Raw genomic sequence first — 15,305 nt, forward strand, 5'->3', positions numbered from 1 at the left:
AAATGGAAACGTAAGTCATTTTCGTGACTTACTGAGAATTCATCTTATTTGCGGTCGATGTTTCGTCGTTCGCGCTTTGTTACTGTCGAAACAGCAAGCAGACAAGGTGAAATAAGAATGAGTGGCTGTTGTCATAGGAAATGACTGAAAGGTAGCGGGATCCCATGGCGCAACCTGTCGCCCGTGTTAAGCTGCCTTATCTTCTACAGAGATCTTGTTAACTGTGAACTTACTCACTATGAGTACTGAAATTCTATTTGTTTTCCTGTTTTCTTTGGCTTTTCTCTTTGTTGCCCGTAAAGCAGCAAAACGTATTGGTCTGGTTGATAAACCGAATTACCGTAAACGGCATCAGGGGCTCATTCCTCTGGTCGGGGGTATTTCTGTTTATGCCGGATTGTGCTTTGCCTTCCTTATTTCTGACCAAACGATTGCGCATGGCAAACTCTACCTCACTTGTGCGGGGATATTAGTGTTCGTTGGTGCGCTTGACGATCGTTTCGACATCAGCGTTAAAATTCGTGCGCTGGTTCAGGCACTGGTTGGCATTGCGATGATGGTCTTTGCTGGGCTCTACTTGCGCAGTTTTGGCCATGTGCTGGGTGACTGGGAAATGCAGCTGGGGCCGTTCGGCTACCTGGTGACGCTGTTCGCCGTTTGGGCGGCCATCAATGCTTTTAACATGGTGGATGGCATTGACGGCCTGCTGGGAGGGCTGTCATGCGTCTCTTTCGGTGCGCTGGGCGTATTGTTATATCTGAGCGGTCATTCTGATCTGGCCTTCTGGTGTTTCGCGATGATTGCCGCCATCGTGCCTTATATCCTGCTTAACCTCGGCATTCTTGGTCGGCGGTATAAGGTGTTTATGGGCGATGCCGGCAGTACGTTGATCGGTTTCACCGCCATTTGGCTGCTGCTGCAAAGCTCGCAGGGTAAAGCTCATTCTATTAACCCTGTCACTGCGTTGTGGATTATCGCTATTCCGCTGATGGACATGATTGCCATCATGTACCGTCGCTTACGTAAGGGGATGAGTCCCTTTTCCCCAGACCGTCAACATATTCACCATTTGATCATGCGTGCGGGCTTCACGCCGCGGCAGGCTTTTGTGCTGATTACGCTGGCAGCTGCGCTGTTGGCTGCCATCGGTGTGTTGGGTGAACGCCTTACTTTCATCCCTGAATGGGTAATGTTGGCATTATTCTTGCTTGCTTTCTTCTTATACGGTTACTGCATTAAACGCGCCTGGCGTGTTGCACGTTACATTAAGCGTATCAAACGTCGTCTGCGGCGTTCGAACAGCAATAAGCAAGTATCTTAATCAGAGGCTTTTGGGCAGTGATGAATCCAGAAACAATGTCTAACAAGAACGCCCCGGCAGTGGATAACGAACTCGATATCCGTGGCCTGTGTTGTACCCTGTGGCGCGGTAAACCATGGATTATTGGTATTGCGGCATTGTTTGCCGTGGTTGCGCTGGTCGTTTCCTACCTGGTGAAACAGGAATGGAGTGCAACGGCGATTACTGACAGGCCAACCGTAAATGCATTGGGCGGTTATTACTCCCAACAACAATTCCTGCGCAATCTGGATGTAAGAACCATGCCAGCTGCTGCCAGTGAGCAGCCAGGCATTGCTGACGAAGCGTATAATGAATTCATTATGCAGTTGGCCGCTTACGATACACGTCGTGATTTTTGGCTGCAGAGCGATTATTACAAGCAGCGTCAGGAAGGCGATGCGGGCGCTGATGCGGCATTGCTCGACGAACTGATTAACAACATACAGTTTACTGCGCGTGATGATAAAAAGGTGCCGAACGACGGTGTGAAATTGACGGCGGAAACGGCAGCAGATGCTAACCGTCTGCTGCGCCAGTACGTCGCCTTTGCCAGCCACCGTGCAGCACAGCACTTGAACGAAGAGATCCAGGGGGCTTGGGCTGCCCGTACCACCTCGATGAAAGCGCAGGTCAAGCGCCAGGAAGCGGTCGCAGAGGCGGTGTATAAGCGCGAGTTGAATACCATTCAACAGGCGTTGAAAATTGCCGAAACGCAGGGCATCAGCCGGACTCAAACCGATACACCGGCAGAACAGCTGCCAGACTCCGATCTGTTCCTGCTGGGTAAACCTATGCTGCAGGCACGCCTGGAGGGGTTACAGGCTTCGGGGCCTACATTCGATCTGGATTACGATCAAAATCGTGCGATGCTGTCGACATTGAACGTTGGCCCGACGTTGGACGAAAAGTTTCAGACTTACCGCTATTTGCGGACGCCTGAAGAGCCGGTAAAACGTGATAGCCCGCGGCGGATATTCTGGCTGATCATGTGGGGCGCGATGGGTGCTTTGGTTGGCGCAGGTGTTGCCCTGGTGCGTCGGCCGCGTAATTAAAAATAATATAATAATTCGCTGATGGGCGCGTAAGCGCCCAATTCGCAGGTACGCCTGCGGTTAACCGACCAAAAGAGATTCGCTGTGAAAGTGTTGACTGTTTTCGGCACCAGACCTGAAGCCATCAAAATGGCACCGCTGGTACATGCCCTGGCTCAGGATGAAGCCTTTGAATCAAGAGTCTGCGTGACGGCACAGCATCGTGAGATGTTGGATCAGGTATTGCGGTTATTTGAAATAGTGCCTGATTACGACTTGAATATCATGAAGCCCGGTCAGGGATTGAGTGAGATTACCTGCCGTATTCTGGAAGGTCTGAAAGGCGTTCTCGAGGAGTTCAAACCGGACGTAGTGCTGGTTCATGGTGACACTACCACGACGCTAGCGACGAGTCTGGCGGCGTTTTATCAGCGTATTCCCGTAGGGCACGTTGAGGCAGGTCTGCGCACCGGCAACCTTTATTCGCCGTGGCCAGAAGAAGCTAACCGTAAGCTGACCGGCCATCTGGCGATGTATCACTTCGCTCCGACGGAAAATTCGCGTCAGAATCTGTTGCGGGAACTGCTGCCGGACGATCATATTTTCGTCACCGGTAACACGGTGATCGACGCGCTGTTCTGGGTACGCGATCGGGTGATGGGTGATACCGCATTGCATGACAGCCTGGCACAGCGTTATCCGTTCCTGGATGCCAATAAGAAATTGATTCTGGTTACAGGCCACCGTCGCGAAAGCTTTGGTGGTGGTTTTGAGCGGATCTGCAGCGCACTTGCAGAAATTGCACGCACGCATCCCGATGTGCAGGTGGTGTATCCGGTGCATCTCAATCCAAATGTCAGCGAGCCGGTCAACCGCATTTTGAAAGGGATCGATAATATTATTCTGATCGATCCGCAAGATTATTTGCCCTTCGTGTATCTGATGGCCAAGTCTTATTTGATCCTGACCGATTCTGGCGGCATTCAGGAAGAGGCGCCGTCATTGGGCAAACCTGTGCTGGTAATGCGTGACACCACCGAGCGACCGGAAGCGGTAGATTCAGGCACGGTGCGTCTGGTGGGCACCGACGTGGCAAAAATTGTCGACGCCGTAACCCGCTTGCTGACGGATGAAAGTGAATATCACGCCATGAGCCGGGCGCATAACCCTTACGGTGACGGGCATGCCTGCCAGCGTATTCTTGAAGCTTTGAAGAACCATCAGGTGACACTATGAGTTTTAACACTATTTCAGTTATCGGCCTGGGTTATATCGGCCTGCCAACAGCGGCGGCGTTCGCCTCCCGTAAGAAAAAAGTGGTGGGCGTAGATGTTAACCAACATGCGGTAGATACCATCAATCGTGGCGCGATCCATATCGTGGAACCCGACCTGGATAAAGTGGTGAAAGACGCGGTCGATGGCGGTTATCTGCAAGCCGTAACTCAACCTCTTGCCGCAGATGCTTTCTTGATCGCGGTGCCAACGCCGTTTAAAGGCGATCATGAGCCGGATCTGGCTTATGTCGAAGCTGCGGCAAAATCCCTGGCTCCGGTGCTGAAAAAGGGCGATCTGGTTATTTTGGAGTCGACCTCTCCGGTCGGCGCCACCGAACAGATGGCCCAGTGGCTGGCCGAGGCGCGTAGCGATCTCAGCTTCCCTCAGCAGGCAGGTGAGTCTGCCGACGTGAACATCGCTTACTGCCCAGAGCGTGTGTTGCCAGGGCAGGTGATGGTTGAGCTGATTCAGAACGACCGCGTTATTGGTGGCATGACGCCAAAATGCTCAGAGCGTGCCAGCACGCTGTATAAAATTTTCCTCGAAGGTGAGTGCGTCATTACCAATTCGCGCACCGCTGAGATGTGCAAGCTGACCGAAAACAGCTTCCGCGATGTGAACATCGCGTTTGCCAATGAACTGTCGCTGATTTGCGCGGAACAGGGCATCAACGTGTGGGAGCTTATCCGGCTGGCGAATCGCCATCCGCGGGTAAATATTCTGCAACCAGGCCCTGGTGTTGGAGGCCATTGTATCGCGGTCGATCCGTGGTTCATTGTCTCGCAAAATCCGCAGCAGGCGCGTTTGATCCATACTGCGCGCCTGGTGAATGACGGAAAACCGCTGTGGGTGGTGGATCGCGTTAAGGCGGCGGTTGCTGACTGCCTGGCGGCGACCGACAAGCGTGCATCCGAAGTGAAAATTGCCTGCTTTGGTTTAGCCTTTAAGCCAAATATCGACGATCTGCGCGAAAGCCCTGCGGTTGAAGTGGCACACCTGATTGCCGATTGGCACGTTGGTGAAACGCTTGTCGTTGAGCCTAACGTTGAGCAGTTGCCGAAATCACTGGCGGGCCATGTGACGCTGAAAACGCTGCCTGAAGCATTGCAACAGGCAGATGTGATCGTGATGTTGGTCGATCACAAGCAGTTCAAGGCAATTAAGCCGGAAGAAATAAAACAAACATGGGTTGTGGATACCAAAGGGGTATGGCGTTGAAACGTATTTTAGTCACTGGTGGGGCTGGCTTTATTGGCTCAGCGGTCGTGAGGCACATCATCGAAGCTACGCAGGACAGCGTCCTGGTGGTAGACAAACTCACCTACGCGGGCAATCTGGAGTCGCTCTCGGTGGTTGCCGATAACGAACGCTATTCGTTTGAACAGGTGGATATTTGCGATCGTTCGGCATTGGATCGGGTATTTGCCCAGTATCAGCCGGACGTGATCATGCACCTGGCGGCGGAAAGCCATGTTGACCGTTCTATCGATGGCCCGGCGGCATTTATTGAAACCAACGTGGTGGGTACCTACACCATGTTGGAGGCGGCCCGCCATTATTGGCAACCGCTGGATGCAGAGAAGAAGCAGAGTTTCCGTTTTCATCACATCTCCACCGATGAAGTGTATGGCGATCTGCACGGTACGGACGATTTGTTCACTGAAACCACGCCTTACTCGCCGAGCAGCCCCTATTCGGCCTCCAAGGCGTCCAGCGATCATCTGGTCCGCGCCTGGTTGCGTACCTATGGCTTGCCGACGCTGGTCACCAACTGTTCCAATAATTACGGCCCATATCACTTCCCGGAGAAGCTGATCCCGCTGGTGATCCTCAATGCCGTGGCCGGTAAACCCTTACCGGTGTATGGCGATGGCGCACAGGTGCGTGATTGGCTGTATGTTGAAGATCATGCGCGTGCATTATACCAGGTGGTTACCGAAGGCGTGGTCGGTGAGACCTACAATATCGGTGGCCACAATGAGCGCAAGAATATTGAAGTCGTGCATACCATTTGCGATCTGCTGGAAGAGTTGGCACCGAATAAACCACAGGGCGTGGGGAAATACCGTGACCTGATTACTTACGTCAAGGATCGTCCGGGCCACGATATGCGTTATGCGATCGATGCCGGAAAAATTGACCGGGAGCTGGGCTGGCGCCCACAGGAAACCTTTGAAAGCGGTATCCGCAAAACGGTTTCTTGGTATCTGAACAATGAAACCTGGTGGCGTCGTGTTCAGGACGGTTCCTATGCGGGTGAACGTTTAGGTTTATCAGACTAAATACAGCGAGGCCGTTACCTGAGTGGCGGTCCTGCAGATTTTTGGAGTAAGTATGAAAGGCATTATTCTGGCTGGCGGTTCCGGTACCCGTTTGCACCCTATTACCCGTGGCGTATCCAAGCAACTGTTGCCTATTTACGATAAGCCGATGATTTATTACCCGATGTCGGTGCTGATGTTGGCTGGTATCCGCGACATTTTGATTATTTCTACCCCGGAAGATTTGCCTTCGTTCCAGCGCTTGTTGGGGAGCGGCGATCAGTTTGGTGTGAATCTCAGCTATGCCGCACAACCGAAGCCAGAAGGCTTGGCTCAGGCGTTCTTGATTGGTGAAGAGTTCATCAATGGAGACTCCTGTTGTTTAGTGTTGGGGGATAACATCTTCTTCGGCCAATCTTTCAGCCCTAAACTGAAAACTGTCGCGACGCGTACCGAAGGTGCAACGGTATTTGGCTATCAGGTGATGGATCCCGATCGCTTCGGTGTGGTGGAGTTTGACGAGAATTTCCGCGCATTGTCGATTGAAGAAAAACCGAAAAAGCCTAAATCTGACTGGGCAGTGACCGGCTTGTACTTCTACGACAAGCAGGTTGTGGAATTTGCTAAACAGGTGAAACCTTCGGAGCGTGGTGAGTTGGAAATCACCAGCATTAACCAGATGTATCTGGAGCGTGGTGAACTGACCGTTGAACTGCTAGGCCGTGGTTTTGCCTGGCTGGATACCGGTACCCACGACAGCCTGCTGGAAGCCAGTAGCTTTGTGCAGACGGTAGAAAAACGTCAGGGCTTCAAAATCGCCTGTCTGGAAGAGATTGCCTGGCGTAACGGTTGGCTGGATGATAAAGGCCTGAAGCGTGCCGCCAGCGCACTATCCAAAACCGGTTACGGCAAGTATTTGCTGGATCTACTGCATGTACGTCCACGCCACTATTGATCCCTTAGCATGGGAATCTGAGTTTTTCGCCCTTACTAGCGCAAAACTCAACTTTTCCGATACGGCCCCGGCGCTAGCCGAGGCCGATCTGGCTGGCTGGGCTTTGGTACAGGCCAAAATCCCGGCACATCAAACAGCGTGGGCCGACGGACTGGCTCAGCTAGGTTTTCAATTGGTTGAGGGTGAAGTTGATCTTGTGCTGAATATCGGCACGGAATGTGCCTCATCCCAAAATGTGTCTCCGCAGGGCATCCGCCTGGCTGTGCCTACCGATATTCCGGCGCTGCGTGCTGCCGCGGCCCGCGTGTTCACTGCCAGCCGTTTCCGTGCCCCTTGGTATGATGTCCAAGACAGCGGTCGTTTCTATGCCGCCTGGATCGAAAAAGCGGTCTTGGGGACATTTGACCATCAATGTCTATTGGCGCTGGATGCTACCGGACAGCCCGAGGGGTTTGTCAGCCTGCGCGATATTGGCAACCAAGAAATGCGAATCGGTTTACTGGCGGCATTCCCCGGCGCGTCTGGTAAAGGGATTGGCGCGCGATTGATGGCTGCGGCCATTGCTGAATGCCGGTCGCTAAAGCGTCTGCGGGTTGCGACCCAGCTCGGAAACATTGCCGCATTACGGCTCTATCAACGACAGGGTGCTGTGATTGAAAGCACCTCGTATTGGTTATACAGAGGAAAACATGATCCCATTTAACGCACCACCGGTTGTTGGTACCGAACTTGACTATATGCAGGCTGCGATGGGCAGTGGCAAGCTGTGTGGTGACGGTGGGTTTACCCGCCGCTGCCAGCAATGGATGGAACAGCGGTTTGGTAGCCCGAAGGTGTTGTTGACGCCATCTTGCACCGCGTCGCTGGAAATGGCGGCAATCCTGCTGGATATCCAGCCGGGCGATGAAGTGATCATGCCGAGTTTCACCTTTGTTTCAACGGCTAACGCTTTTGTGCTTCGAGGCGCCACCGTGGTGTTTGTCGATCTGCGTCCAGACACCATGAACATCGATGAAACTAAAATCGAAGCCGCGATCACCGACAAGACCCGCGCTATTGTGCCGGTACATTATGCTGGCGTGGCCTGCGAAATGGACACCATCATGGCGCTGGCGAAAAAGTATAACCTGTTCGTGGTGGAAGATGCCGCGCAAGGCGTGATGTCTACCTACAAAGGGAAGGCGCTTGGCACCATCGGCCATATTGGCTGCTTTAGCTTCCACGAAACCAAAAATTACACTGCGGGTGGGGAAGGCGGTGCCACGCTGATTAACGATCCGGCGCTGATCGACCGGGCGGAGGTCATCCGTGAGAAAGGCACCAACCGCAGCCAGTTCTTCCGTGGTCAAGTTGATAAGTACACCTGGCGTGATATTGGCTCGAGCTACCTGATGTCAGACCTGCAAGCGGCCTATCTCTGGGGCCAACTTGAAGCTGCCGATCGTATCAACCACCGTCGCTTGGCGCTGTGGCAACAGTATCACGATAGCCTCCTGCCATTAGCCAAGGCGGGTCGGATCTTTCTGCCGACTATCCCGACGGGCTGCGTACAAAATGCGCATATGTTCTATATCAAATTGCGCGATATTGAGGACCGCACGGCGTTTATCAATTATTTGAAAGAAGCCGAAATCATGGCGGTATTCCATTATATTCCGCTACACGCGTGCCCAGCGGGCGATCGCTTCGGTCGTTTTGCCGGTGAAGATCGCTTCACCAGCCAAGAGAGTGCACGTCTGGTCCGTTTGCCATTGTTCTACAATATGTCTGATGTCACTCAACGCACGGTGATCAATACCATTCTTAACTTCTGCGCTTGATATGTCACTGGCAAAAGCGTCGATTTGGACTGCCGGCTCTACGCTAATCAAGATTGGCGTAGGGCTGTTGGTGGTGAAACTGCTGGCCGTGGCGTTTGGTCCCAGCGGGGTTGGGCAAGCGGGTAACTTCCGCCAGTTGATTACCGTGTTGGGCGTGTTGTCCGGCGCCGGGATTTTTAACGGTATCACTAAATACGTTGCCGAATATCATCAGGATCCACAACGGCTGCGGCTGGCTGTTGGCACGGCATCGACTATCGTTCTGGGTTTTTCCACGCTGTTGGCACTGGTGTTTCTGTTCGCGGCTGAACCCATCAGTATCGGGTTGTTCGGCCATGCTGAGTATGTGAACGTGGTGCGGGCGGTGGCGTTTATACAGATGGGCATTGCCTACGCCAACCTGTTTATGGCGGTGCTGAAGGGCTATCGTGATGCGATGGGCAACGCACTGGCGGTGATTGCCGGCAGCTTGATTGGTGTCGTGGCGTACTACCTGTGCTTTACGCTCGGGGGTTATGAAGGCGCACTGGCAGGGTTGGCGCTGGTGCCTGCACTCGTGGTGTTGCCCGCAGGCTTTATGTTGTGGCGACGCAAAACCCTGCCGCTGCGCTATTTTGCGCTGGCATGGGACAAGGCATTAGCCAGCCATCTTGGCAAGTTCACTATTATGGCGTTGATCACGTCGGTGACGCTGCCAGTGGCCTACGTGATGATGCGTAACTTGCTGGCGAGCCATTACAGCTGGGATGAAGTGGGGATTTGGCAGGGGGTGAGCAGTATCTCCGATGCTTACCTCCAGTTTATCACCGCTTCATTTACCGTTTATCTGTTACCCACGTTGTCACGGTTGAAGGAAAAAAGCGCCATCTCGCAGGAGATCGTGCGTTCACTTAAATTTGTGCTGCCTGCGGTGGCCGCGGTAAGTTTCACCGTCTGGCTGTTACGTGATTTCGCCATCTGGTTACTGTTTACGGACAAGTTCATCGCGATGCGCGATCTGTTTGCCTGGCAGCTGGTGGGGGACGTATTGAAAGTTGGCGCTTATGTGTTTGGCTACCTGGTTATTGCCAAAGCGTCGCTGCGTTTTTATATCCTGACCGAAGTCAGTCAGTTCCTGCTGTTGACGCTGTTCTCGCATTGGTTGATACCCTTGCACGGTGCGTTGGGCGCGACGCAGGCTTACATGGCAACCTACATCGTGTATTTCGCGCTCTGTAGCTGCGTATTTATTCTTTATCGTAGACGAGTATGACCACACTGATTCACGTATTGGGATCTGATATCCCGCATCACAATCAGACGGTGCTGCGTTTCTTCAACGACGTGTTGGCGAAGCGCCTGCCGTCCGATCAGACGCGCCATTTCATGGTAGCGGCGAAAGACGCCGCTGCGCTAGGGTCGTTCCCCGATCTGAACATTGAAGGCTATCCGGACAAAAAAAGTCTGGCGATGGCGGTCATTGCCCGTGCTCAGGCCGATCGCAACCAGCGTTTCTTCCTGCATGGCCAATTTAACCCTACGCTGTGGCTGGCATTGTTAAGTGGGAAGATCAAAGCGCATCAGGTGAGTTGGCACATCTGGGGGGCCGATCTTTATGAAGACGCCACCAGTTGGAAATTCCGTCTGTTCTATTTACTGCGCCGTATTGCGCAGGGCCGGGTGGGGCACGTGTTCGCCACCCGTGGTGACGTCATCCACTATCAGCAGCGCCATGCGCGTGTGCCGGCTTCTCTGCTGTATTTCCCGACACGGATGGATCCGGCGTTAACCGGCATTAACGTAGAGAAAAACCTGGCTGGCCCAATGACCATTCTGGTGGGAAATTCGGGCGATCGTACCAACCGGCACGTGGAGGCGCTGAAAGCGATTCATCAGCAGTTTGGTGCCGATGTTCGAGTGATCTTGCCGATGGGGTATCCGGCCAATAACGATGCTTATATTGAGCAAGTACGTGCAGCCGGGCTGGCGTTATTTAGCGCCAGGAACCTGCAGATACTGACGCAGCAGGTGGCATTTGACGATTACCTGAATATCCTGCGTGAGTGCGATCTCGGTTACTTCATCTTTAACCGTCAGCAGGGCATTGGCACCCTGTGTCTGCTGATCCAGTTCGGTGTGCCGTTCGTCCTGAGTCGACAGAACCCATTCTGGCAGGATCTGGCCGAGCAGCATCTGCCGGTGCTGTTTTATGGCGACTCACTGGATGAGGCGGTGGTACGAGAAGCGCAACGCCAATTGGCATCGGTGGATAAGCAGGCGATCGCCTTCTTCAATCCTAACTACGTTGATGGCTGGCAGCAGGCATTAACCCTGGCAGCAGGGGAGCAGTCATGACGCTGGCGCAATTTGGCGGGTTATTTGTTGTCTACCTGATAGGCACGTTGTTTGTTCTGACATTGACCTATCAGGAGTTCCGGCGCGTCCGCTTTAACTTCAACGTGTTTTTTTCGCTGCTGTATCTGCTGACGTTTTACTTCGGCTTCCCACTGACGTGCCTGCTGGTGTTTCAGTTCGACGTTGAGGTGGTGCCTGTGGAGTTCCTGCTGTACGCCATTCTCTCCGCCACTGCGTTTTATGCGATTTACTACGTCAGCTATAAAACCCGGTTGCGAAAGCGTAGCGTGCAGCCGCGTAAGCCGGTATTTACCATGAACCGGGTGGAAACCAACCTGACGTGGGTATTGCTGGCGTTAGTCGCCATTGTCACTGTTGGCATTTTCTTTATGCAAAACGGTTTCTTGCTGTTCAAGCTCAATTCCTACAGCCAGATTTTCTCCAGTGATGTCTCTGGCGTGGCGCTCAAGCGGTTCTTCTATTTCTTTATCCCGGCGATGCTGGTGGTCTACTTCCTGAAACAAGATTTGCGTGCCTGGTTCTTTTTCCTGGCGGCAACGGTCGCTTTTGGCATTTTGACCTACGTGATTGTCGGTGGGACCCGCGCCAATATCATTATTGCCTTCTCGCTATTTCTGTTCATCGGCATTGTGCGGGGATGGATCTCGTTGTGGATGCTGGTAGCCGCCGGGGTGTTTGGTATCGTTGGTATGTTCTGGTTGGCGTTGAAGCGCTACAGCCTGGACGTCAGCGGCCCCGAGGCGTTTTATACGTTCCTCTATCTGACGCGTGATACGTTCTCGCCGTGGGAAAACCTGGCGTTACTGCTGCAAAATTACGACAAGATTGATTTCCAGGGCCTGGCACCTATAGTGCGTGATTTCTACGTCTTTATTCCGGCGTGGCTCTGGCCGGGGCGGCCGGATACCGTGCTAAATACCGCCAACTACTTCACCTGGGAAGTGTTGAATAACCATTCAGGCCTGGCAATCTCACCGACGCTGATCGGTTCGTTGGTGGTCATGGGGGGCGCGCTGTTCATTCCGGTTGGCGCGGTCTTGGTGGGTATGATCATCAAATGGTTCGACTGGCTGTATGAGATGGGCAAAAGCGAGCCGAACCGTTATAAGGCTGCCATATTGCAGAGTTTCTGCTTCGGTGCGGTATTCAACATCATCGTGTTGGCTCGCGAGGGCGTGGATTCGTTTGTCTCACGCGTGGTGTTCTTCTGCCTTATTTTTGGTGCCTGTTTGCTGATGGCAAAATTGCTGTACTGGTTGTTTGACTCTGCCGGCTTGATTAAGGCGCGTGTGCTGCGTTCGCGCACGCTGACAGCGCCTGCGTCATCCGTTCAGGCCGACAGCCTTTTGTAAGGTAAGGGTAATAATAAGATGGAAGTAAAAATCTCGGTCCCCAAATATGAGCTGCGCGGTTTCAGCCTCTGGGGGTTTCGCGATATGGCACAGTGCATGGATTTTCTCTTTGACGGTGGCCGGGTAAAACAGGGCACGTTAGTTGCCATGAATGCCGAAAAGATTCTGACGGCCGAACAGGATGCAGAACTCCATGCCCTGCTGGACGAAGCGGAATATAAGTACGCCGACGGCATCAGCATGGTTCGGTCTATCCGTCGTAAATATCCGGGTGCCGATGTGTCTCGCGTCGCGGGAGCCGACTTATGGGAAGCATTGATGCAACGCGCGGGGCGTGAGGGTACGCCAGTGTTCCTGATTGGCGGCAAGCCGTCGGTATTGGCGGAAACGGAACAGAAGCTGCGTAGCCAGTGGAACGTTAATCTGGTCGGTAGCCAAGATGGTTACTTCAAACCTGAACAACGTGAAGCGCTATTTGAGCGGATTCGCGCCAGTGGCGCCGCCATTGTGACGGTTGCCATGGGATCGCCGAAACAGGAAATCTTGATGCGAGACTGTCGCAAGATCCATCCAAAAGCGCTCTATATGGGGGTTGGCGGGACCTACGACGTGTTTACTGGGCACGTAAAACGTGCACCAAAGATCTGGCAAAACCTCGGTCTGGAGTGGCTGTATCGGCTGTTGAGCCAGCCGAGCCGCCTTGGCCGCCAGCTGAAATTGCTCAAGTTTGTTGGCTACTACTATCGCGGTAAGATGTAATCACGACGTTGGGGCGGATTATTCCGCCCTGATGCAACAAATTGTTTAAATAACCTGCTTTGTGGCTGTTTATTCAGCGTCTCTATAACCTCAGTTCCTAAACTCCCCTGCATTTATTCCATAAAGTTTTAAATTGCGGTTTGCTTATAGCGGCAAAATGCGAAACGATACCGCCCTGAAATTATCCCCAGCTGTTGGCGCCAGATATGGCCGCACTGAACGACGTTTTTCTCCGCCGTAAGATTGCCTCGATCGCCAGTTGATGTCCGTCACCGCGACGGGAGATGATTTACGCTATTTTTAATTAAAACAATAACGACCGGTAACGGCCGGCATGCAAACACAATCAAAAAAATAATACTGAGGATTTATGGCACACAAAGAAAAACCGCAAGGTCTACATCGGGGGCTGGAAGCCCGGCATATCGAGCTGATTGCGCTGGGTGGCACCATTGGCGTCGGTCTGTTTATGGGCTCCGCCAGTACGCTGAAATGGGCCGGGCCGTCGGTATTATTGGCTTATATCATCGCCGGGTTGTTCGTGTTCTTTATTATGCGTTCGATGGGCGAAATGCTGTTCCTTGAGCCGGTCGCGGGCTCTTTTGCCGTTTATGCGCATAAATACATGAGCCCGTATTTTGGCTACCTGACGGCCTGGGGCTATTGGTTTATGTGGATTGCCGTTGGTATCTCAGAAATCACCGCCATTGGGGTCTACGTGCAGTTCTGGTTCCCGGAGATCCCGCAATGGATACCCGCGCTGATTGCCGTGGCGATGGTCGCGCTGGCTAATGTGGCGGCGGTGCGCCTGTACGGCGAGCTGGAGTTTTGGTTTGCCATGATTAAGGTGACCACCATCATTGTGATGATTCTGGTCGGGCTGGGGGTGATCTTGTTTGGCTTCGGCAATGGGGGGCAACCTATCGGCTTTGCCAACCTGACAGAGCACGGCGGTTTCTTTGCCGGCGGCTGGAAGGGCTTCCTGTTTGCGCTCTGTATTGTCGTGGCGTCCTATCAGGGGGTTGAGCTGGTTGGCATCACCGCCGGTGAGGCCAAGAACCCGCAGGTGACGTTAAAACGCGCGATTAACAATATCCTGTGGCGCATCCTGATTTTCTATGTTGGTGCCATTTTCGTCATTGTCACCATCTTCCCATGGAACGGTATCGGCACCACCGGCAGCCCGTTTGTACTGACCTTTGCCAAAATCGGTATCGTTGCTGCTGCGGGTATCATTAACTTCGTGGTGTTGACCGCTGCGCTTTCTGGCTGCAATAGCGGTATGTATAGCGGGGGGCGCATGCTGTACGCATTGGCCAAGAACCGTCAACTGCCGGCCTCACTGACCAAGTTGTCTGCCAGCGGCGTGCCGGTGAACTGTATTGCTGTGACCATCGCCTGTCTGTTGGTCGGCTCTGGTCTGAATTATTTGATCCCCAATCCGCAGGCGGTGTTCGTTTATGTCTATAGCGCCAGCGTACTGCCGGGTATGGTGCCGTGGTTTGTGGTGTTGATTAGCCAACTGTATTTCCGTCGTGCTCATAAGGAAGCGATCAAAACCCACAGCTTTAAGTCGATTATGTTCCCCTATGTGAACTATTTGACCATCGCTTTCCTGGTCTGCGTGCTGATCGGCATGGGAATTAACCCGGATACCCGCATTTCTCTGCTGGTTGGTGCGATATTCTTAGCGGCAGTCAGCCTGTGCTACTTTGCTTTCGGTATGCACAAGAAACATCATCCGGCTGAAAAACGGACAGAAACCCAGCAATAAACGGTGAAAAGGGGCTACGGATAGCCCTTTCCTGCGCAGGAGTGAGCAAAGCGTAATCAAACGCAACATTTCTGCGAAAAAGCACTAGACAGGATTAGGTTAAAACCGTAGTATCCCCTCCCGCAACGGCGCTATGCGCCCGTAGCTCAGCTGGATAGAGCGCTGCCCTCCGGAGGCAGAGGTCTCAGGTTCGAATCCTGTCGGGCGCACCATTAAGTTTGTGTGCAAGAGCTGCGGTGGTAGTATTACCGCGTGAAGTAGTAAGAAGTAGAAATGGTGGCTATAGCTCAGTTGGTAGAGCCCTGGATTGTGATTCCAGTTGTCGTGGGTTCGAGTCCCATTAGCCACCCCACTTCCTAAGAGAAGTGAAGAATTTTAA

The 15,305-nt window shown here is 53.1% G+C and carries 13 protein-coding genes and 2 tRNA genes; all 15 read left to right on the plus strand.

Annotated elements, in window-relative coordinates:
- The first annotated feature begins 223 nt into the window (after nt 1–223).
- The 15 genes from wecA (at nt 224) to AC2FC2_RS09875 (ending at nt 15,278) form a co-directional block, all read left to right on the plus strand.
- Nucleotides 224–1,321, plus strand: a complete 1,098-nt coding sequence (gene wecA / locus AC2FC2_RS09805) for a UDP-N-acetylglucosamine--undecaprenyl-phosphate N-acetylglucosaminephosphotransferase (RefSeq protein ID WP_490659150.1) — start codon at nt 224–226, stop codon at nt 1,319–1,321.
- A 20-nt stretch (nt 1,322–1,341) separates the two neighbouring features.
- Entirely contained in the window at nt 1,342–2,394 is a 1,053-nt protein-coding gene (gene wzzE, locus AC2FC2_RS09810; RefSeq protein WP_209637841.1) for an ECA polysaccharide chain length modulation protein, read from the plus strand.
- Nucleotides 2,395–2,478: 84 nt separating this feature from the next.
- Nucleotides 2,479–3,609, plus strand: coding sequence for a non-hydrolyzing UDP-N-acetylglucosamine 2-epimerase (wecB, locus tag AC2FC2_RS09815; RefSeq protein ID WP_209637839.1), 1,131 nt, complete (start codon nt 2,479–2,481; stop codon nt 3,607–3,609).
- Nucleotides 3,606–4,868, plus strand: a complete 1,263-nt coding sequence (wecC, locus tag AC2FC2_RS09820) for a UDP-N-acetyl-D-mannosamine dehydrogenase (protein WP_490659151.1) — start codon at nt 3,606–3,608, stop codon at nt 4,866–4,868. Before wecB ends, wecC begins: the two co-directional genes overlap by 4 nt.
- Entirely contained in the window at nt 4,859–5,932 is a 1,074-nt protein-coding gene (rffG, locus tag AC2FC2_RS09825) for a dTDP-glucose 4,6-dehydratase (protein WP_265556416.1), read from the plus strand. Before wecC ends, rffG begins: the two co-directional genes overlap by 10 nt.
- 52 nt (nt 5,933–5,984) lie before the next feature.
- Nucleotides 5,985–6,866 carry a glucose-1-phosphate thymidylyltransferase RfbA gene (gene rfbA, locus AC2FC2_RS09830; protein ID WP_404760597.1) on the plus strand — a complete coding sequence of 294 codons (882 nt, stop codon included), beginning with the start codon at nt 5,985–5,987 and terminating at the stop codon, nt 6,864–6,866.
- Nucleotides 6,844–7,569 carry a dTDP-4-amino-4,6-dideoxy-D-galactose acyltransferase gene (gene rffC / locus AC2FC2_RS09835; protein ID WP_490659152.1) on the plus strand — a complete coding sequence of 242 codons (726 nt, stop codon included), beginning with the start codon at nt 6,844–6,846 and terminating at the stop codon, nt 7,567–7,569. The genes rfbA and rffC overlap by 23 nt, the downstream gene beginning before the upstream one ends.
- Nucleotides 7,556–8,686 carry a dTDP-4-amino-4,6-dideoxygalactose transaminase gene (gene rffA / locus AC2FC2_RS09840; RefSeq protein ID WP_490659153.1) on the plus strand — a complete coding sequence of 377 codons (1,131 nt, stop codon included), beginning with the start codon at nt 7,556–7,558 and terminating at the stop codon, nt 8,684–8,686. Before rffC ends, rffA begins: the two co-directional genes overlap by 14 nt.
- 1 nt (nt 8,687) lies before the next feature.
- Nucleotides 8,688–9,938 (plus strand): lipid III flippase WzxE, encoded by a 1,251-nt coding sequence (gene wzxE, locus AC2FC2_RS09845; RefSeq protein ID WP_490659154.1) that lies wholly within the window; start codon nt 8,688–8,690, stop codon nt 9,936–9,938.
- Complete coding sequence (locus AC2FC2_RS09850) at nt 9,935–11,020, plus strand: TDP-N-acetylfucosamine:lipid II N-acetylfucosaminyltransferase (protein ID WP_490659155.1); 1,086 nt, start codon at nt 9,935–9,937, stop codon at nt 11,018–11,020. The genes wzxE and AC2FC2_RS09850 overlap by 4 nt, the downstream gene beginning before the upstream one ends.
- Nucleotides 11,017–12,393, plus strand: coding sequence for an ECA oligosaccharide polymerase (gene wzyE / locus AC2FC2_RS09855; RefSeq protein WP_265556410.1), 1,377 nt, complete (start codon nt 11,017–11,019; stop codon nt 12,391–12,393). The genes AC2FC2_RS09850 and wzyE overlap by 4 nt, the downstream gene beginning before the upstream one ends.
- Nucleotides 12,394–12,411: 18 nt before the next feature.
- Nucleotides 12,412–13,152 (plus strand): lipopolysaccharide N-acetylmannosaminouronosyltransferase, encoded by a 741-nt coding sequence (gene wecG, locus AC2FC2_RS09860; RefSeq protein WP_209637820.1) that lies wholly within the window; start codon nt 12,412–12,414, stop codon nt 13,150–13,152.
- 370 nt (nt 13,153–13,522) lie between these two features.
- A complete protein-coding gene (thrP, locus tag AC2FC2_RS09865) occupies nt 13,523–14,926 on the plus strand; it encodes a bifunctional threonine/serine APC transporter ThrP (RefSeq protein WP_209637818.1) in 1,404 nt (467 codons plus the stop codon).
- 135 nt (nt 14,927–15,061) lie between these two features.
- Nucleotides 15,062–15,138 (plus strand) — tRNA-Arg (locus tag AC2FC2_RS09870).
- A gap of 64 nt (nt 15,139–15,202) precedes the next feature.
- A tRNA-His gene (locus AC2FC2_RS09875) sits at nt 15,203–15,278 on the plus strand.
- Nucleotides 15,279–15,305 lie beyond the last annotated feature (27 nt).

This window comes from Serratia sp. CoH_122_TC_1, assembly GCF_058191755.1.